Source organism: Halomonas sp. CH40 (genome assembly GCA_041875495.1).
In the GTDB taxonomy this organism is placed as follows: domain Bacteria; phylum Pseudomonadota; class Gammaproteobacteria; order Pseudomonadales; family Halomonadaceae; genus Vreelandella.
Genome location: CP112982.1, coordinates 488206 through 512984, shown reverse-complemented (window position 1 = coordinate 512984; position 24779 = coordinate 488206). Strand labels below are relative to the sequence as shown.

At 57.7% G+C, this 24779-nt stretch carries 26 protein-coding genes; 11 read left to right on the top strand and 15 right to left on the bottom strand.

The window, feature by feature from the left end; all coding sequences use genetic code 11:
• The first annotated feature begins 1 nt into the window (after position 1).
• On the top strand, positions 2 to 940 hold the full coding sequence (locus tag OR573_02460) for a LysR family transcriptional regulator (protein XGA80544.1): 939 nt from the start codon (positions 2 to 4) through the stop codon (positions 938 to 940).
• Here OR573_02460 and OR573_02455 read toward each other — a convergent pair.
• From OR573_02455 to OR573_02430, 6 genes are all read right to left on the bottom strand, one after another.
• Positions 903 to 2516 carry an ATP-binding protein gene (locus OR573_02455; GenBank protein ID XGA80543.1) on the bottom strand — a complete coding sequence of 538 codons (1614 nt, stop codon included), beginning with the start codon at positions 2514 to 2516 and terminating at the stop codon, positions 903 to 905. The genes OR573_02460 and OR573_02455 overlap by 38 nt on opposite strands.
• Before the next feature lie 52 nt (positions 2517 to 2568).
• Positions 2569 to 3327, bottom strand: coding sequence for a winged helix-turn-helix domain-containing protein (locus OR573_02450; protein XGA80542.1), 759 nt, complete (start codon positions 3325 to 3327; stop codon positions 2569 to 2571).
• A gap of 452 nt (positions 3328 to 3779) precedes the next feature.
• Positions 3780 to 3959 (bottom strand): PLDc N-terminal domain-containing protein, encoded by a 180-nt coding sequence (locus tag OR573_02445; protein XGA80541.1) that lies wholly within the window; start codon positions 3957 to 3959, stop codon positions 3780 to 3782.
• Positions 3960 to 4036: 77 nt separating this feature from the next.
• A complete protein-coding gene (locus OR573_02440; GenBank protein XGA80540.1) occupies positions 4037 to 4561 on the bottom strand; it encodes a TIGR02281 family clan AA aspartic protease in 525 nt (174 codons plus the stop codon).
• Positions 4562 to 4601: 40 nt separating this feature from the next.
• Positions 4602 to 5960: an MFS transporter gene (locus tag OR573_02435; protein XGA80539.1), complete on the bottom strand. Its 1359-nt coding sequence runs from the start codon at positions 5958 to 5960 to the stop codon at positions 4602 to 4604.
• Between the two features lie 16 nt (positions 5961 to 5976).
• Positions 5977 to 6129 carry a hypothetical protein gene (locus OR573_02430; protein ID XGA80538.1) on the bottom strand — a complete coding sequence of 51 codons (153 nt, stop codon included), beginning with the start codon at positions 6127 to 6129 and terminating at the stop codon, positions 5977 to 5979.
• A gap of 177 nt (positions 6130 to 6306) precedes the next feature.
• Here OR573_02430 and OR573_02425 point away from each other — a divergent pair, with 177 nt between their 5' ends.
• Positions 6307 to 6675, top strand: coding sequence for a hypothetical protein (locus OR573_02425; protein XGA80537.1), 369 nt, complete (start codon positions 6307 to 6309; stop codon positions 6673 to 6675).
• A gap of 10 nt (positions 6676 to 6685) precedes the next feature.
• Here OR573_02425 and OR573_02420 read toward each other — a convergent pair whose 3' ends face one another.
• From OR573_02420 to OR573_02395, 6 genes are all read right to left on the bottom strand, one after another.
• Positions 6686 to 7579 (bottom strand): AEC family transporter, encoded by an 894-nt coding sequence (locus tag OR573_02420; GenBank protein ID XGA80536.1) that lies wholly within the window; start codon positions 7577 to 7579, stop codon positions 6686 to 6688.
• Positions 7580 to 10537 carry a bifunctional [glutamate--ammonia ligase]-adenylyl-L-tyrosine phosphorylase/[glutamate--ammonia-ligase] adenylyltransferase gene (gene glnE / locus OR573_02415; protein XGA80535.1) on the bottom strand — a complete coding sequence of 986 codons (2958 nt, stop codon included), beginning with the start codon at positions 10535 to 10537 and terminating at the stop codon, positions 7580 to 7582. It lies immediately after the preceding gene.
• 27 nt (positions 10538 to 10564) lie between these two features.
• Positions 10565 to 10936 carry a diacylglycerol kinase gene (locus OR573_02410; GenBank protein ID XGA80534.1) on the bottom strand — a complete coding sequence of 124 codons (372 nt, stop codon included), beginning with the start codon at positions 10934 to 10936 and terminating at the stop codon, positions 10565 to 10567.
• 56 nt (positions 10937 to 10992) lie between these two features.
• On the bottom strand, positions 10993 to 12411 hold the full coding sequence (gene dacB / locus OR573_02405) for a D-alanyl-D-alanine carboxypeptidase/D-alanyl-D-alanine-endopeptidase (protein ID XGA81647.1): 1419 nt from the start codon (positions 12409 to 12411) through the stop codon (positions 10993 to 10995).
• Between the two features lie 122 nt (positions 12412 to 12533).
• The gene (locus OR573_02400; protein ID XGA80533.1) at positions 12534 to 12863 is read right to left on the bottom strand and encodes a multidrug efflux SMR transporter; all 330 of its coding nucleotides are present in this window, start codon (positions 12861 to 12863) and stop codon (positions 12534 to 12536) included.
• Positions 12860 to 13525, bottom strand: coding sequence for a methyltransferase domain-containing protein (locus OR573_02395; GenBank protein XGA80532.1), 666 nt, complete (start codon positions 13523 to 13525; stop codon positions 12860 to 12862). The genes OR573_02400 and OR573_02395 overlap by 4 nt, the downstream gene beginning before the upstream one ends.
• Positions 13526 to 13773: 248 nt before the next feature.
• On the opposite strand from OR573_02395, the gene OR573_02390 reads away from it, so the two are divergent.
• The 6 genes from OR573_02390 to OR573_02365 all read left to right on the top strand — a co-directional run bounded on the left by OR573_02390 (position 13774) and on the right by OR573_02365 (position 19852).
• The gene (locus OR573_02390; protein XGA80531.1) at positions 13774 to 15684 is read left to right on the top strand and encodes a beta-ketoacyl synthase; all 1911 of its coding nucleotides are present in this window, start codon (positions 13774 to 13776) and stop codon (positions 15682 to 15684) included.
• The gene (gene coaD, locus OR573_02385; GenBank protein XGA81646.1) at positions 15684 to 16163 is read left to right on the top strand and encodes a pantetheine-phosphate adenylyltransferase; all 480 of its coding nucleotides are present in this window, start codon (positions 15684 to 15686) and stop codon (positions 16161 to 16163) included. The genes OR573_02390 and coaD overlap by 1 nt, the downstream gene beginning before the upstream one ends.
• A gap of 84 nt (positions 16164 to 16247) precedes the next feature.
• Entirely contained in the window at positions 16248 to 16496 is a 249-nt protein-coding gene (locus tag OR573_02380; GenBank protein XGA80530.1) for a YfhL family 4Fe-4S dicluster ferredoxin, read from the top strand.
• Positions 16497 to 16529: 33 nt separating this feature from the next.
• Positions 16530 to 17861 carry an MATE family efflux transporter gene (locus OR573_02375; GenBank protein XGA80529.1) on the top strand — a complete coding sequence of 444 codons (1332 nt, stop codon included), beginning with the start codon at positions 16530 to 16532 and terminating at the stop codon, positions 17859 to 17861.
• A gap of 116 nt (positions 17862 to 17977) precedes the next feature.
• A complete protein-coding gene (locus tag OR573_02370) occupies positions 17978 to 19291 on the top strand; it encodes a short-chain fatty acid transporter (GenBank protein ID XGA80528.1) in 1314 nt (437 codons plus the stop codon).
• Positions 19292 to 19324: 33 nt separating this feature from the next.
• Positions 19325 to 19852, top strand: coding sequence for an acyl-CoA thioesterase (locus tag OR573_02365; protein ID XGA80527.1), 528 nt, complete (start codon positions 19325 to 19327; stop codon positions 19850 to 19852).
• A 29-nt stretch (positions 19853 to 19881) separates the two neighbouring features.
• Here OR573_02365 and OR573_02360 read toward each other — a convergent pair whose 3' ends face one another.
• Entirely contained in the window at positions 19882 to 20013 is a 132-nt protein-coding gene (locus OR573_02360; GenBank protein XGA81645.1) for an entericidin A/B family lipoprotein, read from the bottom strand.
• 178 nt (positions 20014 to 20191) lie between these two features.
• Between OR573_02360 and OR573_02355 the strand changes: the two genes are divergently transcribed.
• A complete protein-coding gene (locus OR573_02355) occupies positions 20192 to 20614 on the top strand; it encodes an HIT domain-containing protein (GenBank protein ID XGA80526.1) in 423 nt (140 codons plus the stop codon).
• Positions 20615 to 20650: 36 nt separating this feature from the next.
• Here the strand turns inward: OR573_02355 and OR573_02350 are convergent, their stop codons facing one another.
• Positions 20651 to 21646, bottom strand: coding sequence for a nickel/cobalt transporter (locus tag OR573_02350; protein ID XGA80525.1), 996 nt, complete (start codon positions 21644 to 21646; stop codon positions 20651 to 20653).
• A gap of 83 nt (positions 21647 to 21729) precedes the next feature.
• Positions 21730 to 22365: a DUF1007 family protein gene (locus OR573_02345; GenBank protein ID XGA80524.1), complete on the bottom strand. Its 636-nt coding sequence runs from the start codon at positions 22363 to 22365 to the stop codon at positions 21730 to 21732.
• 191 nt (positions 22366 to 22556) lie between these two features.
• Here OR573_02345 and OR573_02340 point away from each other — a divergent pair, with 191 nt between their 5' ends.
• Both OR573_02340 and OR573_02335 read left to right on the top strand, forming a co-directional pair.
• Entirely contained in the window at positions 22557 to 23690 is a 1134-nt protein-coding gene (locus OR573_02340; GenBank protein ID XGA80523.1) for a glycerate kinase, read from the top strand.
• Between the two features lie 99 nt (positions 23691 to 23789).
• Complete coding sequence (locus tag OR573_02335; GenBank protein XGA80522.1) at positions 23790 to 24266, top strand: DNA starvation/stationary phase protection protein; 477 nt, start codon at positions 23790 to 23792, stop codon at positions 24264 to 24266.
• The last annotated feature ends 513 nt before the right edge of the window (positions 24267 to 24779 follow it).

Here is a 24779-nt window from a genome sequence, read left to right as displayed (position 1 = left end):
GATGATCGAATTACGCCATCTGCGCACCTTGCTGGCCCTGCGTGAAACGGGCTCTCTGGTGGAAGCGGCCGAGCGGGTACACCTGACCCAATCGGCGCTTTCTCATCAGCTGAAAGACCTGGAAAACCGTATGGATGCCGCGCTTTTTGTACGCAAGACCCGCCCGGTGGAATTTACCCGGGCGGGTCTGCGGCTTCTTCACCTGGCTGACAGTATCCTGCCGGAAGTGCGCCGTGCCGAGCGGGATATCGCCAAAATGGCCGGCGCTGAACAAGGGCGCCTGCATATGGCCATCGAATGCCACAGCTGTTTTCAGTGGCTGATGCCCACGGTGGATCATTTTCGTGACCACTGGCCGGAAGTGGAAATCGATATTCCCGGGGGGCATCATTTTGACCCTTTACCGGCGCTTGCCCGTGAGCAGCTGGATCTGGTGATTACCGCCGACCCCCAGCCGCTGGAAGGTGTTCACTATGCGCCACTATTTCGCTATGAAGGCTTATTGGCAGTTGCCCGTCAGCACCCTTTTGCACAGCAGCGCTTTGTCACACCGTCACAGCTTGCTGATGAAACCCTGATCACCTATCCGGTTGAGCACACCCGCCTGGATGTATTTAGCCATTTCCTGACCCCCGCCAAGGTACGCCCCAAAGAAATCCGCACCGCTGAGCTTACCCTGATGATGATGCAACTGGTGGCCAGTGGTCGCGGCGTGTGCGCTCTTCCCAACTGGGCATTGACCGAATACCTGCAGCGCGATTATGTCGTAGCGGTCAAGCTCGGCGAACAGGGAGTGTGGAACACCTTATATGCGGCCATTCGCGAAGAAAGCCTGGAAATGCCGTGGATAAAAGATTTTCTGGACACCGCACGCGCCACCTCTTTTGCGGTACTCGCGGGGATCAAGCCAGCGAATCGCGACGTGGAATCAACAGCGTAAAACGCGCGCCATCCAGGTTGGGGCTAGTGTCAGTGGTGATACTACCCCCGTGCCTGATGATAATTTTCTGCACAATCGAAAGGCCCAGGCCATAGCCGCCAGAGCTACGTGCGCGGCTATCATCCAGGCGGGTAAAGGGCTTGAAAATCTCCGTGCGTGAATCCTTCGGCACCCCAGGGCCATCATCCTCTACATCAATGCGCACCAGGTGTGGCTCGTTCCAAACTCGCACTTCGACCCGAGAGCGGCCGTACCGGCAAGCATTGCTGACCAGATTCTGTAGTGCCCGCTGCAAATAGCGCGGCTCAGCAAGCAGCTCTGTATCAGGCCCAGGCAACAGCGCCAGGGTCATGTTGTCATGCAGTGGCGCAAGAGTATCCAGCACCCGCTCTACCATGGCGCGGCAATCTACCAGTGCGGTTTCCATCTCGGTCGCATTGACGGCATCACCATCCAGGCGCGCATAGGTAAGAATCTCGTCAACCAGCTTATCCAGCTCAGAAATATCGGCGTCGATACCTCGCAGTTGGCGTTGAATGACCGGCTTATCGGTCATGTCTTCCACCATCTGTACGGCAAAGCGGATTCGTGCCACCGGCGTGCGCAGCTCATGGGAAACAGCGCGAATCATCTCCTGCTGGCCGCGCAACAGCGTCTGCACCTGACTTGCCATGGCATTGAATGCCATACCCAGACGCCCGAGAAAATCACCTTGCTGGACTTTGACACGCGTTTCCAGACGACCGCTGGCAATACGTGTGGCAGCCAGCTCCAGGCGGGCCATACGGGATTCGATATTGCGCATGATCAGGTAGATCACCAGGGTGAGAATCATCATGACGCTCAATAGCAGCATCAGATGCAGATGCAGCGGCAAGGGATCGTCATAGGCGAGAAGCTCGGCTTCAAGCCATGGAGGGCCAAGTGGCGATGTGCCTGAAAGAGGTGTCAACAGGGTGATATCGAGGCGCTCCCCGGCAAGGCGGGTGACCACCTCGCCGCGGGCCAGCGTCTGGCGCTGCTGGGCAGACAGATCGTCCGGCAGCTGATTGACCAGGCGCAAGCTCCAGCGCGTACTGGCTAGTTCGTCAAGACGCGCTTCACGGCGCTCTAAGGGTAGGCTAGCCAAACCTTCAGCGGCTAGCGCTACCGTCGCCTGCCACTGCTGCTCTTGCCATTCATCCAGCGTCAGGCTGAGTAACCAGGAAGAGCCATCCAGGCGTTGACGCAACCGCCAGGGGGCAGTTTCAACCAGCACGCCGCCGCGATTCAAGCGCTGCTGTTCGAAAAAGTTCAGGTCAGCGTCTGCCACAGGTACCAGATCAAGCTCCACCGCTGAGCCCAGCCGCTGACTCAGCGCAGGCAGGCGCTGTTCACGCTCAACGGCTGACAGCGGCGCAAGTTCAGTCATCAGCACCGCCATGGGAAAGTGTGCTAACTGCTCCCGGTAATCTTCGTGGCCCACCCTCTCAATCAACATCCGCCCTATCATTGCAATCAGGAAGATTGCCAACAGTGTCAGCCCCAAAAGCAGATAGAAGCGTAGAAAGGAACCACGGTATTTCATCCAGCGCATAATCCTCTCAGCTTGCCCGGCAAGCAGTCGTCGTCCTTGGCTATTGTTCCCCTTAGCTATCCTTTACAAACAGATAGCCTTTGCTGCGCACCGTCTTGATGCGATGCGGCTGGTGTGGGTCGTCACCAATCTTCGGGCGGATGCGCGACACACGCACATCAATCGAACGATCCTGGCCATCATATTTGATGCCACGCAGCTCAGTGAAAATTTCTTCCCGAGTCAGCACGTGGCCTGCATTGCTGGCGAGCAGCCATAGCAGATCAAACTCTGCGCTGGTCAGGTCAATGCGCTCTCCTGACAGCCAGGCCTCGCGGGTTGCGTTATCAATTTCAAGGTTCTCAAAACGTAACCGCACTTCGCCAGTGGGCAATGGCTGATCAGCTCGACGCAACAGGGCACGCATCCTGGCCAGCAATACCCGTGGCTGAACCGGTTTGGAGACGTAATCATCAGCGCCCATTTCCAGGCCCAACACCTGATCCAGGTCATCAGTACGCGCCGTCATCATCATGATAGGGCCAGAAAAGTTAGGCCGCACCCGCCGACATATTGATAACCCATCTTCTCCAGGCAACATCAGATCAAGAATCACCAGATCCGGCTGCAGGGTCAGAATACGATCCACCCCTTTGGAACCATCTGCCTCAAGGGATACCTGGAAACCATTGGCTTCCAGATAATCACGGGTCAGCTCAGCCAGGCGCTTATCATCTTCAATAATCAGCACGTGATCCTGATCAGGAAAATCTGGAGCCACAGGCTCTTCATTGCCTAATTCCTCAAATCGCTTCTCTAAATCATCGACCATTTGGCTTGTATACTCCACTTGAATCTTTTGCGCTTCTTATGCTATCAGCCAAAGAAACACCTGTTTACATTGTATCAGGATACCTGAAAAAGCCATATTCGCCTGCTTTAATCCACTTGAAACGTACATTTTTATGGGTTTCAGCCGATATATGAAGCCTTGAATCGCTCGCGCCGGGCGACTAAGGTAGGAATGTCAAGAAATGTCAACCTTTAAGGAGACAATGACAATGCCTGACAGCAAACCCAAAAGCATTATCAAACGTGTCTATGTCCCCACTCAGATTTACGACTTACCTAATGGCGAGCGTCTGAAAATTCCCGGGCACTATAGAATGCCGATAAAAGAAGAAAATAACGAATAACCGTTCAAGATGCAGACCAAGGTACAGAAGGCAAACGTCAATGCTTACCTGCTGATAGAAGCATCATTATTAACGGGCCTGAGGCTGGCTATCCCTTGGGCCCCAGCAGCAGCCAGATGATAAACCCGACCAGCGGGAAAAACAGCAGAATCAGGATCCATAACAGTTTGGATATGGCACCTGATGAGCTTTTGGCAACCTTGACGATGGCCCAAATCAGGATAATCAACCAGATCAGGCCCAGAAGCCCGCCTACTTCAATTCCCATTGTGTATCTCTCTTCTCTGTTTAACGTAAAAAATAAAGCCAATCAGCCTGTCTCGACCTGCCGCCAACCGCCGCCATTTATTGCGATACCGCTTCTTCAGGAGGTCGAATTCTCATCTCGCCCTGCTGCATCTGGATATTGAGCAAGCCAAGAAAACTCATTCCCAGCAGCACGATATCCTGTTCGCTTTCCGGGCTGATCGAGCCCTGTACATCCGCCATATGAATAGCGCCCAAGCGCACCTCATCCAAGTGCGTCAAGGCCCCTTCGACCCGGCCATTGGCAGTGTTGAACCAGGTGCTGCGGCCAGGTTCCAGGCCCAGTTCATCAGCCAGGTTGGCGGACACAGCCACGTAGGTAGCGCCGGTATCCAGCAAAAAAATGACCGGCTGCCCGTTAATAAAACCCGGGGCTTCAAAGTGGCCAGCACGATTACGTTTAAGCGTCAGCGGCTTGCCCGGCTCGGCGGTTTCCAGAATGTGCGTATTAGGGTGCAGCATGGCTTGCCAGCCGCCATGAACCCACCAGGTGCCCACCGCCATTAACAGCACCCAGAATAACAGCATCATCATCAGGCTACTGCCATACTCGCGCCATCTCATTGTTTGTCTCCCGTGGCCGCCTAAAGTTTCAATAACAAACTCAAAGGCCGCGCCATTGCTGTGCCGCCTCACGGCCACGGCGCTCATTCACACCCATGCAGACCACAATCGCCACTACAAACAGGAGCGCGCACAGCAGGATAGCCCCCTGCAGCCCCACCACCGCCTGCAGGCTGCCCAACATCACAATGCCCAGCACACCCGCCAGTTTGTTGGCCAACCCCCAGAAGCCAAAAAACTCAGCAGACTTGGAAAGCGGCGAAAACACCCCAACCAGGGCACGGCTGGCCGATTGGCTGGACCCCAGGCTTAAACCGGCCAGGCAGCCGACCACAAGAAAGACGTACTGAGCCTGCCACTGCCAGCCAAACAGATGGTTAACCAGAGCCGTGACCTGTGGCGTTGCCCAGATGGCGATAATCGCCGACACCCACAGCAGCAAGGTGATCTGATAGGTGCGCTTGGCGCCAATACGATCCTGTACCCAGCCCAGCCCCACCGCGCCGGCGGCGGCGGTTATCTGGACGATGATAAACATGATATTACGGACACTTTCATCCCAGCCAATCACCTGAGCACCGTAGATAAACGCAAAGGCAATAATGATGTAGACCCCCGCCATTGAAAACAGCAGCGAGACAAGGAATCGGCTGAGATCCTGGAAGCGATGCAGTTCATGCAGAGTGGTGGTCACTCGCCGCCAAGCAATCTGGTGATAGTTAGTGACCACCGGCTGCGCCTGGCCGCGTTCTTTAAGCCATACAAAGGTTGGAATAGCTGCCAGCAGAAAAAAGCCTGCTGCAAAAGGCCCTACCCAGCGAATCCGCTCAAAGTTTTCAGCGCTGGCCTCGCCCAGCACAATCAGGGTGAACCCTGCCGCGCACAGGCCACCGATATAGCCCAGTGCCCAGCCAAAACCGGAAATTTTGCCCAGAAATTCCGGTGGCCCGAGTTCAGGCAAAAACGCGGCAATAAAGGACTCGCCCATGGAATAGGCATAATTGGACACGATGACCAGCAGCATACCCAGCCATATATAACCAGGTTCCACAAAGTAGAGCAGCGCCGTAGCAACCACTGTGGCCAGATAACTGGCAAACAGAAAGCGCTTCTTCTCGGCGCGATAATCCATTATCGCTCCGCACAGGGGCGCGGTTAGCACCACCAGCAGGAAACTCACTGCCAGCGCCAGGCTCCAGAGCAGGTTGGCAAGACGAAAGTTATCGCCGCGATCACCGACAATCACGGTAGTGAACAGCTCGCCAAAGACCACGGTAATGATCAGCAGGGTGAAGGCCTGATTGGCAAAATCGAACATTGCCCAACCAAAGATTTCACGCCGGGAGGCCAAACGGCGGCTCTCTGTCAGCAGGTTTCCAGCATACGAATTAGGAATCATTTAGTCAGCAATCATGTCAAGGAGTGAAGAACAGATGCGCCAGCACGGCTGCCAGCCCTACCAGTAGCGCCACCCCGACGGCAACACTGACTGCAAGGTTCAACCAGCGGTCAAAGGCCCCAGAGGGTTGTGTTCGGCGGGTCGCTCCACGTCGTACTTGTCGCATCATCAGTCACCCTGCCTGTCATTTATGTCCTGCGGCCAGCGTGTTTCACGCTACAAGCCAACGATCAGCGTCAGCGGTCATCATATACAAGATCGGCACAAACAACAGCAGCATTACCCAGCGTGAACTTGCGCCTGAATTGATGTTCCAATGGGTCGAATAGCTCATCTGGAGACAGGAATGCCACACAACGATCGCGAGCAACGCAACGCAGCCTGGCAGGCAGCCAACCAATGGCGGGCACGCGCTGCCCAGACACGTCCAGCCGGCCTGTTGGGTTCCATCAAGCTGTTTTTTATCTGGCTGGCGGTAGGCGCACTCATGCTGGTTGCCGTGCTGCTTGGGCTGGTGTTCATGCTGGTCGGTTGGGCCATGATGCCGTTTCTGCGCCGCAAGATGAACAAACGCATGGACGAGATACGCGCCCAGCAGGCTCAGGATATCGGCAGTGGCAGCGCTCAACGCGAAGACCGCGCCTCCCAGCACACCCTGGAAGGCCACTATGATGTCAAAAACGCAGACCGCGACCAACCCAACAAGCGGTCATGACAGACTGGTTCTAAACCGGTGCATAAAACCATGCAAAGGCAGCTGCTAGCGTCAACGGCATGACGATCAGGCTGCCCAGGTTGCCGATCAACACCAGCGACGCGACGTGATGCGGCGACAGCTTGTACTGTTCGGCAACCAAGTAATTCAATACGGCAGGCGGTAAGGCTGCAAACACCAGTAACACCGCCAGTTGCAGCGGATCCAGCGGTAATAACCACATCAAGGGCAAGGCAATAACCAGCCCGGAAAGCGGGCAAAGCAGCGCCCCCAGCATGCCGGTGCGCCAGTCGCTGAAATCAATTTCCAAAAGACGTACCCCAAGGGCAAACAGCATCAGCGGAATACATATGCCGCCGAGCATGTGCATGGCCTCCAGCAACCAGCCCGGCAGCGGTACGCCCCCCATGTTGACCCCAAGCCCAAGCACGCTGGCAAACACGATCGGCATTTTTAGCAGGCGCCACAGCGGAGTGCGCGGATCGAGCATGTAAAGCCCAACCGAAAAATGCAGCAGCATCTCAACAATAAACACCACGACGGCCGCTGGCAGAGCCTGCTCGCCAAAAGCCAGCACGATCAGCGGTACGCCCATATTGCCGGAGTTGTTGAACATCATCGGCGGCAGGAAGGTTTTAACATCCAGTTTCAGCCACTTGACCAGCGGCCATAGCACCAGGCCAGAGCCCAGCACCACACAGGCGGCCGCCAGTGCCAGCCAGGCATAATCGGCCAGCGGCGCCTGACGGTCAGCCAGCACAGCAAACACCAAAAGTGGAACAAACAGCTCCATATTGAGGGTGTTAAGGCTGCGGATATCCGGCGTACGGAAACGTCCGTAAGCGGCGCCGCATCCCGCAATCAGAAATACCGGGAGCAGGGTCGCCAGAATATGGTTAAGCACTTAGTCTTCCTCGCCCATAAAGTGAGCCCATAGCTGGCTGACGGTTTCCCGCTCCTTGGCAAAGGCATGGGCATCAAGCACGGCTTTTTCACCCGTCAGGGCAGCTCGATGAGTGGTGCTCCGGTAAGCCAGGTAGGCCTCCCTCAGCTGCGCCGCTTCCTGCTGAGGCAGGTAGTGGCTGTCCTCCAAGGTTTCCAGAATACGGATATTGTCGCTATGGGTCAGCAAGGCGGGGGTCTCATGGGCAAACGCCAGGACGGCGTATTGGCAGATAAACTCGATATCCACCATGCCACCGGCATCCTGCTTGAGGTTGAAGGTATCGGCTTGCTTGCTGGCCAGGTGATCGCGCATCTTGTGACGCATCTTGACCACATCAGCGCGCAGCGCCTCACGGTCGCGGGGTTGGGCGAGGATATCACCGCGCAGCGTATTGAACTTGGCGGCCAGCTGTTCGTTGCCCGCCACCACCCGAGCGCGTACCAGGGCCTGATGCTCCCAGGTCCAGGCATTGTCGCGCTGGTAATCGGCAAAGGCGTCCAGCGAGGTGACCAGCAGCCCAGCGTTGCCGGACGGACGCAGGCGCATATCGACTTCATACAGGCTGCCCGCCGGGGTCACCGCCGTCAGAAGATGAATGACCCGCTGCCCCAGGCGGGTGAAAAACACTGGTGTATCAACCGGTCGCGGGCCATCCGTTGCGCCCTTGCCATCACTGTCATGCAGAAACACCAGATCCAGATCGGAACTGTAGCCAAGCTCGATACCCCCCAGCTTGCCATAGCCGACAATCAGAAAATCCGGCGTTTCCTGCTGCATACCGGGGGGTGTGCCGTGCTTGCGGGTCAGGTGCTTCCAGGCCATGGCCAGCACAGCATCCAGTATGACTTCGGCAATATAGGTCAGGTAGTCACTGACCTTCATCAGATGACGGGTACCGGCGATATCCGACGCTGCCACATGTAGCGTCTGGGCATGCTTGAATACCCTCAGCGCTTCCAGCAAAGACTCTTCATCGTCCTCGGGAATACGGTTGAGCGTCTGGCGCAACTCATCGGCCAGGCGCGTCTTGTCGGCAGGCGTGTAGAGCGATTCCGGGGTTAACAGCTCATCGAGCAGAATCGGGTAACGCGCCAAATGCTCGGCGATCCAGGGGCTGGCGGAACACAGATGCATCAGGTGTTCCAGCGCATGAGGGTTTTCACGCAGCAGGGCCAGGTAGGCGGTGCGCCGCAACACCGCTTCCAGCAGCGGCTGAACCCGCGGCAAGGCGGTGTCGGGATGGTCACTTTGCGCCAGGGCATCGAGCAATAACGGCATCAGGGCATCCAGGCGCTCAAAGCCAATCCGCTGCATATTCTGCACCTGACGGGAATGGTATAGCTGGTGCAGCCGTTTCAGCGCCTCTGCCGGCTTGATAAAGCCAGCTTGTTCCAGCTTCGCCTCAGCCACCCCTTCTTCCAGCTCACCGCGCCATAGCAGGCGCCACTGTTCAAGCGCCTGGGCCTGGCTGTCATGGGCGTCTTCAACGTCGTCTTCCGGGTCAGCAATCACGGCATCAAAATGGCGGCGCACCCGGGCACGCGCCTCATCCAGGCGCGCCATCACTGCAGGCCAATCCTCCATTTCCAGGGCCAGGGCAACCCGCTCACGATCCAGGTCATTATCCGGCAGACGCTGGGTCTGGCGGTCTTCCATGCCCTGCAGAATATGCTCAAGGTCGCGTAAAAAAGCGTAATCAGGCAGCAGTTCATCCACCACCGGCTGAGGCAGCAAGCCCAGATCCGGCAGGCGCTTAAGCGCTTTGCGTAACGAGGTGACCTGCAGTTCAGTGTCACGCCCGCCGCGAATCAGCTGAAAGGCCTGCACCACAAACTCGACCTCACGGATACCGCCGGGGCCAAGTTTGATATTGCCTTCGATGCCTTTGCGCTTGACCTCGCGGTTGATCATTGCCTTGAGTTCGCGCAGCGATTCAATCGCGCCAAAATCCAGGTACTTGCGATATACAAAAGGCCGCAGACTGGCCAAAAGCTCGTCTCCGGCATCCAGCTCACCGGCCACCGGGCGGGCCTTGAGCATGGCATAGCGCTCCCATTCGCGGCCCTGATCCTGATAGTAGGCGGAAAGCGCTGCAAAGCTGCCCACCAGAGGGCCACCATCGCCCAGCGGGCGCAGACGCATATCGACGCGAAAGGCAAAACCGTCAGCAGTGACCGCATCCAGGGCGGCAATCAGTTTCTGACCCAGCTTGGTAAAATATTCCTGATGCTCCAATGACTTGCGTCCACCCTGGGTCTCGCCGTTTTCAGGGAAGGCAAAAATCAGGTCGATATCCGATGACAGGTTAAGCTCCCCGGCACCCAGTTTACCCATCCCCAAAATGACCAGACGCTGTTCACTGCCATCCGCGCGCTGGGCGGGGTGCCCCCAGCGGGGCGCCAGAAAAGCTTCCAGCCAGCCCAGCGCTGCTTCCAGGCAAATTTCAGCCAGGGACGTCACCGCCGCGGCGGTATCCCACATGGTGTAACCTGCAGGCCGGTTCAGATCCCGCCACACAATACCCAGCATACGCGCGCGGCGAAAACGCCGGATGACACTGTGCATGGCCGCTTCGTCTTCGGCATCATTGAGGCGCTCTGCCAGCCAGCTAGCCTGAGTATCGCGCTCCGGCGTAGCATCCAGCTCGCCCGCCGTATCCAGCTCAAACAGCACGTCAGGGGTGCGTGCCAGAGTGTCCAGGGCAAAGGTCGAGATGCTGATCACCCGCAAAAGTGCGGCCCAGCGCTCAGCGGATAACCCTGCCCAGTTTTCCGACGGTAATTCCTGCCCGCTCATTGAGGCAATGTTGTCTGCCTGGGCCAGGGCTTCATTCAATCGCGTACGCGCCTGTTGTGCAGGCGGCTGTAAAGGCGTTGGCAGTGTATCAAGCGCTAAACAGCTATCATCCAGTTGCATGTTTTTCTCCTCAGGCCACGTTTGCGATTAGCCAAAAAATTTCTGCCAGGCCATTAGCCCCCAACACAGCCCCGCCAGCAGAAGCGCCAGCATCACGGCTGCCGAGCCAATATCCTTGGCGCGCCCGGAAAGCTCGTGCTTTTCCGTGCCGATCCGGTCAACCACGCTTTCGACCGCACTGTTCAGCAACTCGGTGATCAAGACCACCAGGCAGGAGCCGATCAGGATCAGCCAGCTTATCGGGTCATCGGCAATCCACCAGGCCAGAGGCAGCAACAGCACGCTAAGCACGACTTCCTGACGAAACGCGGCTTCATGGCGAAACGCCGCCTGCAACCCTTTAAGCGAATAGCGGGTTGAGTGCAACAGATGCTTCAATCCTGTATGACTGGATTTCATGGCGTTTCCTTATATCCTATGGCGGTTTCAGATTGTCAGGAATCAGTCGGCCAGAATCAGTGGGCCAGCATCATGGCATCCAGATCCTGGGACAAAGGCGCCAACACATCCGACCAGCTTAAATAGGGCGTACTGGCATTACCATTGACCATAATACTGAACACCCCCCAGCGCCCGGAGGCGGTGCGGAAATAACCGGCCGCCGCACGTACTGAAAACGGCTGATTGAGGGTGCCTGTCTTGATCATGACATTATTCTGAAAGGTATCCGAACCGCGCCGGATAAAGCGCATGACACCGTTCACCGGCGACTGGAAAGTGGCTACAAAACTGGGGAAAAGCGCTGTTTCATGAAACATGGATTCCAGCATCACATTGACCCCATGGGCGCTGGTGCGATTGCTGGTGGTCAACCCACTGCCGCTTTCAAAGGTGGCCGAACCGTGGCCCGATAAGCCATTGGCAAAACTTTCCAGCGCCTGCCCCGCCTGGCGCAACTCGGCCCTTGGCGTTTCCACCAGGTTCAGCGCCAGCACATCGGCCATATAGTTGTTGGAGTAATTCATGGTGCGCAGCAGCAGTTCCTGCAGCGGCTTGCCATCCACAGCGGCCAGGGTTTGCGTCCACTGTGGCGGGCGCTCTGCGCTGACCCGAGGCGCATCTGTAATGGTAATACCCGCGCGGGTGAGCATGGCGTGTAAGGTTTGCGCAGTCTGCTCGGCGCTATCGCTGGCGCCGCGATAGATATCCCGGGCCCTGGCATTGGTGGATATCTGTCCGCTGATGCGCATCAGATCACCACTGGCGTCCGTTATACGCTCGGCGCTTAGCTCGGTACCACTGTTATCCGGCCGGGTGACGACGCCATTGTCAACGCGCACCAGGGACGATGGCCCATCGCAGTGGGTGATTCTAGCGGGCTGCCCTGGACGGGTGGCAGGCGCCACATTAACGCACCAGCTGCCGAAGTTGACCCCCGCCGATGACAAGGGCGCGCTGTAGCTGTTGGTCACACGGGTACGCGCTTCACAGCGGTCAGTGGTCAGGCATTGTACCGGCCCAAAACGCCACTGGTTAACTACCAGGGCACCGCGCACTTCACGCACACCTGCCTGTTGCAACCGCTGAACCAGGCGCCACAGGTCTTCACTGGTCAAGCCTGGGTCGCCGCCGCCGTCAAATATCAGATCACCTTTCAGAACGCCATTGCCATCCAGCTCACCCAGGCTAGCCAGGCGTGAGGTAAAGCGATGCTGTGGGCCAAAACGGCTAAGCGCTGCGGCGGCCAGATACGCCTTGGTCACCGATGCCGGCGAGCGTAACTCTTGCGGATTGATACTCCCGAGAGTGGCCTTGGGCGCATCAATCAGGCGCGCTTCAGCGCTGATCGCAAAGCCTTTCTGCTGCAACTGGGCGAGGCGTGAAAAATCTGCCAGTGCCACTGGGCTAATCAGCAGTGTGCTACTGGCCACCATCGCGCTGGCCAAGGCTAGCGCCAGCCAGCGGCCAAAAGAGGGCTTACCCATGAACTGCTGCTTGCCGAACCTGTCCGTCTTCATATTAGCGCCTGCCCTTCAGCTGTTGTCGGTGCACCCACTTAATGCACGCTCATCTTTGAAAATACCTGCAGCACCACGACGCCTGAGACAATCAATACAAGACCCAACACGCCTGGCAAATCCGGTCGTTCACCGAAGACCACCATACCGACCAGAGTCACCAGCACAATCCCCAGGCCTGCCCAGATCGCATAGGCCACCCCAACCGGTAGCACCCGCAGTGCCAGCCCAAGCAAGTAAAAGGCCAGCCCATAACCGAACACTACCAAAAGACTGGGCCATAGCCGGGTAAAGCCGTCAGAAGCTTTCAGCGCACTGGTCGCCACGACTTCAGCCACCACGGCGAGCACAAGATAAATAAAAGTCATCGCGATTCCAATCCAACGGTGAGCCGCCACAGGGCTTGGCCACTGCGGGCATATTTCGCCTCGAAGGGCGTAAGGTAGTCACCATTGGGGTTATGGCAACGGATATCAGCCGTCAGGCCAGTCACCTGAGCCACCGCCTGGGCAAACTCTTCCACATATAACGGCCAGTTGGAGCGTACTTCCAGATGCCCGCCCAATGCGAGAATGGCGGGCAACACCGGGTGCCCATGCCAGCGCATTTTCAGATGGGCCGCCTTAGGATAGGGGTTAGGGTACAGCAGATAGTGGCGTTGCGGCGCCCAGCCCGCATCCAGCGCCAGCCGCCAGAAATCGACCAGATCCGCGCGTATCAGGCAGGCATTTTCCGGCACGGTTCCATGATCACGCCCGAGCCGATCTGCGCTGCGGTCTACCCCGATCACGGCGTGCTCAGGAAAGCGCTGGGCCAGCCGCCGGGTAGACAGACCCACCCCGCAACCAGCGTCCAGGATCAGCGGCGCGGCCTGGGCCTGCAGCCATTTGGCAGCCTGCTCAAACGCCCGCTGATTGTGAGCGGCCAAGGGTTTGCGCAGCGGGTGTTCAAGCGCCCGTGCGACCCTGCGCGCCACGTCTTCATGCGGCCCTGTCTGATTGGAAACCACCGCCCGGGAAGCGTGTTGCATGGCGATTTTGCCCTTTGATTGCTAAAAAAAGAAAGATTCTACCAGTCTGGCGGGGTTCCAGCATGACGCCATTGCATGCCCGGTGCTATGATCACTCCCCAGTCAATGACCAAGTTTATACAGCAGTCACCGACAAAACGCTGTGTCTGCTGGCATATTCTGGTCACATCTTAACAATGTATTTAATGACACATGTAATGACGTCTGTAATGACGCCTTAACCACTACCGCACCACGAGGACCCCGGCTTGTCACACTTACCGGTGATTGTCGGCATGGGCGGCATCAATCCCGCCGGCAGAACCTCGGGCCATCAGGCCTTTCGCCGCACCGTACTTGATGCACTCCCAGCCGAACAGCAACGTCAGACACTGCACAGCCTGGCAGCCTTGATGCGTCTTGATACATCGGCTGATGGCACGCCGATGCCGGATGCTGAACTGCGCGACGCTGTGCTTCGCCACACCTTGATCCGCCGCAACGAAGACCCGCGCTTCAATGCGCCCGGGATGCCTGCCAACCGTCGCGCATCGATGACACTGGATGCTCCCTTGCGCTTCGAACTCCGACGCCGCGAGCTGCCCGAACACCTGCCTGCCTATTGGCAGGTGCGCGAGCTAGACTCAAGGCGCGTTGAAGTCAGCGTTCCTGCAGGTGATCTCAACGTGCTGCTGCCGGACAGGCAAATGCCCCGCGTCTGCGCAGCAGGCCAGCTACCCAGCGGCTTTGACCCGGCCGCCCTGTACCGTAGCGTGCATCACCCCCGCGGGCTTTCCATGGCCATCTTCAGCGCCAGCGACTGCCTGGGTGCCAGCGGTTTTGAGTGGGAAAGCCTGCGCCAGCAGCTGGACCCTGACCAGATTGCGGTTTATGCCGGCAATTCCATTGGCCAGCTGGATGAGCAAGGCTGGGGCGGATTACTGAAGAGCCTGGTCAGCGGCCAGCGCGCCACCTCCAAACAGATGCCGCTTGGCTATGGCCAGATGCCGGCTGACTTCCTCAATGCCTATGTGCTGGGCAGCGTAGGCGGCACAGGGGCAGCGCTTGGCGCCTGCGCCAGCTTTCTTTACAACCTGCGCCTGGGCATCGACGATATTCGCGCCGGACGGCGGCGGGTGGTCATGGTCGGCACTGCTGATGCGCCGATCACGCCGGAGATCATCGAAGGCTTCCGCGCCATGGGCGCCCTGGCCGACGATGAAAGCCTCAAGGCGCTGGACGCCATCAGCCTGCTCAGCGACGCCGATTACCAGCGCGCCTGCCGTCCCTTCGCACGTAACTGCGGGTTTACCATGGCGGAATCCAGCCAGTTCGTCATGTTGATGGATGATGGCCTGGCGCTGGAAACCGGCGCCGATATTCTCGGTGCTGTGCCCGAGGTGTTTGTCAACGCTGACGGCTACAAACGCTCGATTTCGGCGCCGGGCATCGGCAACTATATTACTCTGGGCAAGGCCGCCTCTCTGGTGCGCAACATCCTGGGTGAACAGGCCCTCCAACAGCGTACCTATCTGCACGCTCACGGCACCAGTACGCCCAAGAACCGCATCACCGAATCCCACGTCTTTGATGAAATTGCCCGCGCCAACGGCATTACCCAGTGGCCGGTCGTCGCCGTTAAGGCGTTTGTCGGTCATTCACAGGGGTCTGCCGCCGGTGACCAGCTGGTCAGCGCTCTGGGCAGCTTTGCCCATGGCCTGCTGCCGGGCATCCCCACCCTGGATGCCGTGGCTGACGATGTCTATGCCGAACGCCTGAGCTTTTCGTCAACCAGTCGGGCATTCAAGGCGGATGCGGCCTTTATCAACGCCAAGGGCTTTGGTGGCAACAACGCCACCGGCGTGGTGCTGTCGCCTGACGTCACCGAGCGCCTGCTGGTGCAGCGCCACGGTGAGGCCGCCGTCAGCGCCTGGAAGGCACGCCGTGACAGCGTGCGCAGTGCCGCTGCTCACTATCTGAGCCAGGCGGATCTGGGCCATTACCAGCCGCGCTACCAGTTTGGCGAGCAGGTGCTGGAAGGGCCAGAGCTTGCGATTCATGCTGACCACATTACGATACCCGGCTACCAACAGGCCGTATCGTTGAACGTCGATAACCCCTTCGGCCAACTGTCTGATCCATTTTTTGAAGACCCATCGCCAGAGGACGCGTCATCGTGATGAATATCGCCGTCTACCCAGGCACCTTCGACCCGATCACCAATGGCCACTTTGACCTGATCGAGCGCGGCGCGCGGATGTTCGACAAGGTCGTCATCGCCGTTGCGGAAAGCCCAGGCAAGCGCCCCACACTTGAGCTGGAGACTCGCAAGACGCTGGCTGCCACCGTGTGTGCAGGGCTTGATAACGTCGAGGTCATCGGCTTTTCCTCGCTGTTGACCACTATGATGTACGAGCAGAAGGCCACTATCATCCTGCGCGGACTGCGAGCGGTGTCAGACTTCGAATATGAACTCCAACTGGCCAATATGAACCGCGCCCAGAACCCTGAGCTGGAAAGTGTCTTTCTCACCCCCGCGGTGGAAAATTCGTATATCTCGTCGACTATCGTGCGTGAAATCGCCAAGCTCGGCGGAGATGTCTCGCTAATGGTGCATCCACAGGTCGCACAGGCACTGTATAGGCACTACAATAGTTGACCACCAGTGTATTGTTGAGTAAAACACTCAGGTATATGCCACTGGAAATTCCAGTGGCAAGACCCTACGCGAGGTAACCCCCCCATGGCCCTGATGATTACCGATGAGTGCATCAACTGCGATGTCTGCGAACCGGAATGCCCCAACGACGCCATCTCGCCCGGCGAGGAAATCTATGTGATCGACCCTAATCTGTGTACCGAGTGCGTGGGCCATTACGATGAGCCGCAGTGCCAGCAGGTATGCCCGGTTGATTGCATCCCCCTCGACCCCGACAAGCGCGAGACCCACGATGAGCTGATGGAAAAGTATCACCGCATCACCGATAAATAAGCGACCACCGCCCAACCTGATCTGATCTCCAACGTGACACCCCGCTCATCTGCTCTACCCCGCCAGCGCATCTGGGCGCTGGCGTGGCCAATTATTCTTTCCAATATTACTGTCCCGCTGCTGGGGCTGGTGGATACCGCTGTGGTTGGCCATTTGCCGGACTCCCGCTATCTGGCATCGGTTACCCTGGGCGCCACCCTGTTCAGCTTCCTTTACTGGGGGTTCGGGTTTCTGCGTATGGGCACCACAGGGCTGACCGCCCAGGCGGTGGGTAGGGAAAGCGACAGCGAGGTGCGCAACCTGCTGGGCCAGGCGCTGATCATGGCAGCGGTCATCGGCGTTTTACTGATTGTCTTCGCCACCCCGCTGGTATCCCTGGGGCTATGGCTGCTCGATGGCAGCGCAACTGCTACCCCGCTGGCACGGGAATACGCCGCAATACGCATTTATTCAGCGCCAGCGGTGCTGGCCAATTACGCCATTCTGGGCTGGTTTCTCGGCCAGCAGAATGCCCGCGTTACCCTGATGATTCTGGTGCTCACCAACAGCGTCAATATTGTGCTGGATATCTGGTTTGTGGTCGGGCTGGGGATGACCACAGACGGCGTGGCCTGGGCCAGTGTGCTGGCCGACTATTCGGCGCTGCTGCTGGGGGTTTATCTGATTAGCCGTCAGCTCAAGCTGCTTGACGGACATTTCCTTAAAAGCCAGCTACTCGCCTTGAGCGCTTACCGGGCGCTATTTCATGTCAATGCGCATCTTTTTGTGCGCACCCTGGGGCTGCTGTTTGCCATGGCTTTTTTCACCTCTCAAGGTGCCCGCCAGGGAGATACCATATTGGCAGCCAATGCGGTTTTACTGCAGTTCATCCTGCTGGTCAGCTACGCACTGGATGGCTTTGCCCACGCTGCAGAGTCACTGGTCGGACGTGCCTTTGGCAAACGCGACTGGGCGGCCTTTGCCGCCACCATCAAGGCGGCGGCACGTTTTTCCTTCTGGACGGCCCTGGCTGCTTCACTGGCCTTTGCCCTGGGCGGCAATGCGCTGATTGCCTTACTCACAGGTCTGTCCGAGGTGCGCGAAACCGCGGCTGTTTACCTGCCGTGGATGGTGGTAATGCCTCTGCTGGCCGTCTGGAGCTACCTGTTGGACGGCGTGTTTATCGGCACCACGGCGGTAAAGGAAATGCGCAACAGCATTTTTATCGGCCTGGCGGTTTACCTGCCTGCCTGGTGGCTTTCCCAACAGTTTGGGGATTGGCACAACCATGGCCTGTGGCTAGCCTTTACTCTGTTTACCCTGGTGCGCTCCGCTGTGCTGCTTGGCTATTACCGCCATTATCGGCTGACCCGCTGGCACGACTGAAGCCTCACTGGCGATGGACAAGACAGGCAAAACTCGATTAACGTTAACCTATTAACAATCGTTGAACGTCGCCTGAACCTCGAACCCAACTTCCAATAACGAGAAGCGAGCACGCCATGTTGAAGATGATTTCGCGACCCGCTGTCAAGCTGGTCGAACGTTATCTGCCTGACCCCTATATTTTCGTTCTGTTGCTGACCATTATTGCAGCGGTTGCCGCCATTGCCGTTGAGCGCCAGACGCCTCTGGCGGTATTGCGCATGTGGGGCGACGGTTTCTGGAATCTGCTGACCTTCTCCATGCAAATGCTGCTGGTGCTGGTTACCGGTTTTATGCTGGCAAGCTCGCCGCCGGTTAAGCGTCTGCTGCAGAAGCTGGCGAGCGTCGCCAAAAGCCCGGGAGGCGCCATCCTGCTGGTCACCTATGTCTCCCTGGCCGCCAGCTGGATCAACTGGGGCTTTGGCCTAGTAGTCGGTGCGCTGTTTGCCAAGGAGCTGGCCAAGCTGATCCGCGTGGATTACCGCCTGCTGGTAGCCAGCGCCTATTCAGGCTTTGTGGTCTGGCACGGCGGCCTGGCGGGCTCAGTGCCTTTGACCATCGCCACTGACGGCCATTTTACCGCTGACCAGATTGGCGTGATTGGCACCGGCTCCACCATCTTCGCCTTTTTCAACCTGGCCATCGTGGCCTGCATGTTCATTGCTATTCCGCTGGTCAACCGCCTGATGCTGCCGGATGAAAAAGACAGCGTCTACGTTGACCCCAAGCGGCTCACTGATGATACCGACAAACTACGCGTGCGGATGACCCGCCCGGCGGAGCGTCTGGAAAATAGCGTCACGCTGGCCTGGCTGGTGGGGATTCCGGGGCTTTTGTTCCTGCTGGATCACTTTATCCTGCGCGGTGGCGGTCTGAACCTCAACGTGGTGAACTTCCTGTTCCTGTTTCTGGCCATTGTGCTGCATCGCACCCCCCGCAGCCTGCTGACCAGCCTGAATGAAGCCATCAAGGGCGGCGCGGGTATCGTTATCCAGTTTCCGTTTTACGCGGGCATCATGGCGATCATGATCCAGTCGGGGCTGGCCACCAGCATGTCGGAGTGGCTGGTCTCTTTTGCCACTGAAACGTCCCTGCCCTTCTGGACTTTCCTGAGCGCAGGTATTGTCAACCTTTTCGTGCCCTCCGGTGGCGGTCAATGGGCCGTTCAGGCGCCGGTGATGCTGCCTGCCGCTGAGGCGCTTGGCGCTGATATTCCGCGTATTGCCATGGCAGTGGCCTGGGGCGATGCCTGGACCAATCTGCTGCAACCCTTCTGGGCACTGCCGGTGCTGGCAATCGCTGGCCTCAAAGCCAAGGACATCATGGGCTTCTGCCTGATCCAGCTGTTTATCACCGGTGCGATTATTTCCGCAGGCCTGGTGTGGTTCTAGCCTGACTGATTCTAGCGTTAACAGGAGCATACGATGCCGACGCAAACACCGGAACGGGAGGCACAACCTCCCGGCCAGCGTGACCTTTCAATGACAGTGCTGATGACGCCTGATATGGCCAACTTTAGCGGCAAGGTACACGGCGGGGCTATCCTGAAAAAACTTGATGAGGTTGCCTACGCCTGCGCCAGCCGCTATTCCGGCCACTATGTGGTGACCCTTTCAGTCGATCAGGTGCTGTTCAAGCAGCCTATTCATGTCGGCGAGCTGGTCACCTTTCTGGCCTGCGTCAATCACGTTGGGCGCTCGTCGATGGAAATTGGTATCAAGGTGGTGGCTGAGGATATCCGCGACAAGGTGATTCGCCATACCAACAGTTGCTACCTCAGCATGGTCGCGGTCGACAAGCAGGGCAAGCCTGCCCGCGTTCCTCCACTAACGCTGGAAACACCTTTGCAGAAACTGCGTTTTGAAAAAGCCGAGCTGCGCAAGAAGTTGCGGAAACAGGCCGAACAGGAAGAAGCCCAAACCCACCGCGACCATCAGGCTGCCCAGCAGTAGCATCTGGCGCTGACTGAAGCCAGTCGGCGTCAGTCAGCCGCGTCCTGCAGCACCCGGCCACCTTCCTGCACATCCTGCCCCACGCCGGATACTGTGTTGCAGCCGCTCAAGGCCCCCAGCAACACGAGTGCCAGGACGCTTGCTAACAGCGTTTTCTTAATCATCAATGGTTGCATTGAGTATCCTCTCTACAGTAAGTGATTGGTTCTCACACTATCTCAAGCGCTTCCTCAAGCGCTTCCTCAAGCGCTTCGTTCACCTTCAGCATAGAGCCTGTGGTGACCCACGGCCAGAGACTGTTATGCTTATGGCGAATTAGCTGATATCCAAGGAGCTCTGATGAACGATATCGCCCTCGATGAACGGCTTGAGGCAGACACCTTCCCCGTCACTGAGCTGCCGCTTTGTCGCGTTCTGTTGATGAATGACACCCGTTTTACCTGGGTGATTCTGGTGCCGCGTCAGCCAGGCGCCAGTGAAGTGTTCGACCTGGATGAGGAAAGCCAGCAGCAGCTCTGGCGAGAGGCATCAGCACTGGGAGCGGCCATGAAGGAAGCCTTTGAGGGCGACAAGATCAATATTGCCGCTTTGGGCAATATGGTCAGCCAACTGCATGTCCATATCATCGTACGCCATAAAAACGATGCGGCCTGGCCGGGGCCGGTATGGGGCCTTGGTAGCGCCGAACCCTACACCCCTGATCAACAGGCCAGCGTGCGAGCCCAGCTATTGGCTGAAATTGAAAGATTGAACCTGACCTGATAACTGAGTCAGTTAACGACTTGATCAGTTAACGACCTAGCCAGTTAACGGATTCGCACTGCGCGTCGGTTCATTGAGCAGCGGCGACCCTATGGGTTGAGTGGCGCTGCTGGCGAACAGCGATAACCCGAGCACCACAATAACGCTGCCCCCAGCCAAGGCCAGCCAGGCGGCCAACCGTTGCCCCAGCTGGCGCTGCTGACCTGCCAGCCTGCGCTTGGCCCAGTCGCGGGCAAAAATAGTCGCCAGTGCCAACATCGAGACCGTCAAACCAGTGCCCAGCGACATCGCCAGCACCGCCGCCATGCCCAGCAGTACATTGCCCAGCAGGCTGGCAGCGCCCACCATCAGTACGGCACCACTGCAGGGGCGAATACCGATAGCTAATACCGTCATCAGGGCGGTGCGCTTGTCCAGCGCCTGTTCAGGCTCAATATGATGGGCGCCATGGCAGCAGTGATGGTGAGCCCCTGGATCATGACCATGATCATGACCCGCAGAGGATGACTCACTCCGGGGAGCATAAGCCGCCCGCAGCTGACTGACGGCACGCCAACATAGCCAGCCGCCCAGCGTTGCCACCAGCAGAAAGCTGATATGTTCGACCGTTGCGACACTGCCCATGGCCTGCCGGGTCACCCAGCCCAGAATGTAAACCAGTACCACCACCAGCAGGATAGCCGTCACTCCTTGCATCAGCGCTGCCGCAAACGACAACCCCAACGCCCGGTGTAATCCGCCACCGTGGGAGGCAAGATAAGTGGAAAGCACTGCCTTGCCATGCCCCGGACCTGCGGCATGAAAAACCCCATAGCCAAAACTCACCCCCAACAGCACTCCCCAGGTAGCGGCCGTTGGCGCCTGAGCAAGCTCAGTTATTGCCAGGGTAAGAGAACGATGCAGATCACGCTGCCAGGCCAATAGCTGGTAACTCAGCGTCTGAAAAGCATCGGTTGAAAGCGTGTATCCAAGCAGGCCAATACACACAATCAGCACGGCGAAAAGGGTAAAATAGCGAGATATTACCGGCATGGCAGCTTCCTGACAGTCAATTGACACATTCGTTATATTATAACAAGAAAGCCATAATCACTCATCGTCAACAGCGAAAATAGCTAGCGACAATCAACCAAGCCTGTTTCAGCAAAGTAGCGCCCCAGTCCTGGCTCTCCCTGCTCATCAGCATCCAGCAGTGCCGCACGCATCACCACCTCAGGGTCCGGGTCTGCTGCTTTCACGCTCAAGGCGCATTCCGGCATTTCCTGCTGCAGCGTCAAGGCATCGTCGTTGATACGCTGCTGAGTATCTGCCTCATGTACCATCTCAAGGTAATAGGTAGGGTCAAATACCTGATAGGCCAGCTGAGCATCTGCTATTGGCTGCGGCTCGATGAGCGGCAGGCGAAACATGAACACCAGCCGACCATCGCTGACACGGGTGGTGTATTCGCTGACGTCACCTGTATCAATCGCGTTGCCATCAAGGTGTATCTCAGTAAAGTAATCCATGAGAGCCAGGTTATCGCGAATCTCGCGCCCCAACTCTGCCAAGCCTTGCTCCATCCTGGCCCCTTCCACCTGGCCCAACTCTTCCATCACTACCAGACTATAAAAAGGGTCCATGCGCCAGCGTTGTTCAAGCGCGGTCACTCTGCCCTGCTCATCACTGATCACCTTGATACTCAAATCAATCCAACCATGCGGATGAGCCAGCGCTACCGGTGACCCTAACAGCAAGATGCTGACAACCATCGTCGCCCAAAGAAGTTGCTTTATTTTCCAATACATTTGAAAAACCTTGTTTTAAAACGTCTGGCAATCGCACTATCTTACCTGAGTGCTCATTTTGAATACTTATTCCAATTACCCATCTGGGTATCATGTGCGTTACTTGCGAACACGACAAGCCATTACAACAGCGACCTTATTGATAAGGGAATCTTATGCATATCCTATTCTGCCCGGACAGCTACAAGGAAGCCCTCAGCGCAGAACAGGCGGCCGAGGCCATGGCCCGGGGCGCCCGCAAAGCCGTTCCACACACGGATATTATCTGTTGCCCGATGGCCGATGGCGGCGAAGGCAGCCTTGAGGCGCTGATTGCTGCCACCGATGCCAAACGTATGAACACTCAGGTTCAGGATGCCCTGGGTCGCCCTGTTAATGCCACCTGGGGATGGCTGGAGGCTCAGCGCACCGCCTACATTGAGCTGGCAGAAGCCAGTGGCCTTCAGCAGCTCAAGCTCGCGGAGCGGGATGCCCGTATCACCTCCACCTATGGGGTTGGCGAGCTGCTGCTGGCGGCGCTTGACCAGGGCGCGGAACATGCCCTGCTGCTGCTTGGTGGCAGCGCCACCAATGACGCAGGCGCCGGTATGCTCTGCGCCCTGGGTGGCAGGCTGCTGGATGCCCAGGGTGAACCGCTCCCCCCAGGCGGCGCGGCCCTTGCAGGGCTTGCGACCCTTGATCTGAACGGCCTGGATAAGCGCCTTACGAGTCTCACGGTCGATGCCGCTGTGGATGTCGACAACCCCTTGCTGGGGCCACAGGGAGCCAGTGCCATTTTCGGCCCCCAGAAAGGTGCCAGCCCAGATCAGGTTGAGGTACTCGACAAGGCGCTGGCCCGCTTTGCGGACATCAGCGCTGAGCACCTGGGGAACGACCTCCGCACCCTGCCAGGCGCTGGCGCAGCCGGTGGCATGGGATTCGCTGCACGCGCCTTTCTCGGCGCCACGTTAAAGCCCGGCATTGAACTGATCATGGATCAGGCCGGCATGGCTGAGCACCTGGCCTGGGCCGACCTGGTGGTGACCGGTGAAGGTCGCCTGGACGGCCAAAGCATGGCGGGCAAAACCCCTATCGGGGTCGCACGTGCGGCAAAACAGGCAGGCAAACCAGTCATCGTGCTGGCAGGCAGCCTGGGTGACGGCTGGCAGGCGGCCTATCAACAGGGCGTGACTGCCGCCTTTGCCCTGGCGGATGGCCCCATGAGCTTGGCCGATGCCATGGCAGGTACAGCCCCCTTACTTGAAGACCGCTGCGAAAGCCTGCTGCGGCTGTGGGTCGCAGGCCATTGAAAGTCCATTGATACACCAGCATGTAAAGATGTTATAAGCATAAGACAGCTTTTACGCTCAATTGTCGTCATTGCTTAATAAAGCGACCAAGGAGATACCATGACAGATATCAACAGCATTGGCCTACATTCCGGTAACGCCAGCCAGCTAGCTGAAAAACTCAACGACCTGCTGGCCAACTACCAGGTTTTTTACATGAACGTGCGTGGCTATCACTGGAACGTCAAGGGCAGCGAGTTTTTTCAACTGCATGACAAATTCGAAGAGCTGTACACCGATCTGTTAACCAAGGTTGATGAGGTAGCCGAGCGCATCCTGACCCTCGGGCATCAGCCGGTTCATGCCTACTCTGATTACCTGAAGCTTTCCAGCATCAAGGAAGACAAGAACGTCAGCGACGGCCAGACCTGCGTTAAAGGCGTGCTCACCGGTTACCAGACGCTGATTGAACTGCAGCGTGAAGTACTGGCACTAGCCTCGGATGCCGACGATGAAGGCACCGCTGCCCAGGCAGGCGATTACATTCGCGAGCAGGAAAAAACCGTCTGGATGCTGGGTGCCTATCTTGCCAAATAATCAGCTTGCCAAGTAATCAGCTTAATAAGTAATCGTCTCAGTAAGTAAGCGAGTATGAACTACCACCCCTAAGCGGCTACGCCGTTAGAGGTGGTTTCGCTTGCGCGTTGGCAAGCTTCTAATGACAACCGCGTATCGATATGCGTGATGGTCATGGGCGTGTCCACAACGCCCTTACCGGCTCGAAGGTGATCGCTGATCCACTCGTCTTAACGGGCTGAAAACCGAACGCCTTGGCACCGCTAAGATGGATCATACCGTTGACGATTTTATAGCCATTACGGTTGACGACATAGGTTCGAGCGCCTTTGCCATAGCCGGGGATTTTAGGCGGCGCGCGGTATTTTTCAGGATGGCGGGCATAATCTGCCTTGGCCTTGACCCAGCTTTTCCAGCTATCGCCAACCAGCTGTGTGGTGCGCTGAGCACCCGCTGAAGGCAGTAGGCTATAAACAATGGGATGGACTCCTCCTCACCTAACCGGCATCTACGTGCCAAAATGAAAATGGTAGG

Excerpts from the sequence above, each read along its gene's own strand:
- OR573_02460 (XGA80544.1), top strand. The coding sequence starts at position 2 with ATGATCGAATTACGCCATCTGCGCACCTTGCTGGCCCTGCGTGAAACG.
- OR573_02455 (XGA80543.1), bottom strand. The coding sequence starts at position 2,516 with ATGCGCTGGATGAAATACCGTGGTTCCTTTCTACGCTTCTATCTGCTT.
- OR573_02450 (XGA80542.1), bottom strand. The coding sequence starts at position 3,327 with ATGGTCGATGATTTAGAGAAGCGATTTGAGGAATTAGGCAATGAAGAG.
- OR573_02445 (XGA80541.1), bottom strand. The coding sequence starts at position 3,959 with ATGGGAATTGAAGTAGGCGGGCTTCTGGGCCTGATCTGGTTGATTATC.
- OR573_02440 (XGA80540.1), bottom strand. The coding sequence starts at position 4,561 with ATGAGATGGCGCGAGTATGGCAGTAGCCTGATGATGATGCTGTTATTC.
- OR573_02435 (XGA80539.1), bottom strand. The coding sequence starts at position 5,960 with ATGATTCCTAATTCGTATGCTGGAAACCTGCTGACAGAGAGCCGCCGT.
- OR573_02430 (XGA80538.1), bottom strand. The coding sequence starts at position 6,129 with ATGATGCGACAAGTACGACGTGGAGCGACCCGCCGAACACAACCCTCT.
- OR573_02425 (XGA80537.1), top strand. The coding sequence starts at position 6,307 with ATGCCACACAACGATCGCGAGCAACGCAACGCAGCCTGGCAGGCAGCC.
- glnE (XGA80535.1), bottom strand. The coding sequence starts at position 10,537 with ATGCAACTGGATGATAGCTGTTTAGCGCTTGATACACTGCCAACGCCT.
- OR573_02410 (XGA80534.1), bottom strand. The coding sequence starts at position 10,936 with ATGAAATCCAGTCATACAGGATTGAAGCATCTGTTGCACTCAACCCGC.
- dacB (XGA81647.1), bottom strand. The coding sequence starts at position 12,411 with ATGGTGGCCAGTAGCACACTGCTGATTAGCCCAGTGGCACTGGCAGAT.
- OR573_02400 (XGA80533.1), bottom strand. The coding sequence starts at position 12,863 with ATGACTTTTATTTATCTTGTGCTCGCCGTGGTGGCTGAAGTCGTGGCG.
- OR573_02395 (XGA80532.1), bottom strand. The coding sequence starts at position 13,525 with ATGCAACACGCTTCCCGGGCGGTGGTTTCCAATCAGACAGGGCCGCAT.
- coaD (XGA81646.1), top strand. The coding sequence starts at position 15,684 with ATGAATATCGCCGTCTACCCAGGCACCTTCGACCCGATCACCAATGGC.
- OR573_02380 (XGA80530.1), top strand. The coding sequence starts at position 16,248 with ATGGCCCTGATGATTACCGATGAGTGCATCAACTGCGATGTCTGCGAA.
- OR573_02370 (XGA80528.1), top strand. The coding sequence starts at position 17,978 with ATGTTGAAGATGATTTCGCGACCCGCTGTCAAGCTGGTCGAACGTTAT.
- OR573_02365 (XGA80527.1), top strand. The coding sequence starts at position 19,325 with ATGCCGACGCAAACACCGGAACGGGAGGCACAACCTCCCGGCCAGCGT.
- OR573_02355 (XGA80526.1), top strand. The coding sequence starts at position 20,192 with ATGAACGATATCGCCCTCGATGAACGGCTTGAGGCAGACACCTTCCCC.
- OR573_02350 (XGA80525.1), bottom strand. The coding sequence starts at position 21,646 with ATGCCGGTAATATCTCGCTATTTTACCCTTTTCGCCGTGCTGATTGTG.
- OR573_02345 (XGA80524.1), bottom strand. The coding sequence starts at position 22,365 with ATGGTTGTCAGCATCTTGCTGTTAGGGTCACCGGTAGCGCTGGCTCAT.
- OR573_02340 (XGA80523.1), top strand. The coding sequence starts at position 22,557 with ATGCATATCCTATTCTGCCCGGACAGCTACAAGGAAGCCCTCAGCGCA.
- OR573_02335 (XGA80522.1), top strand. The coding sequence starts at position 23,790 with ATGACAGATATCAACAGCATTGGCCTACATTCCGGTAACGCCAGCCAG.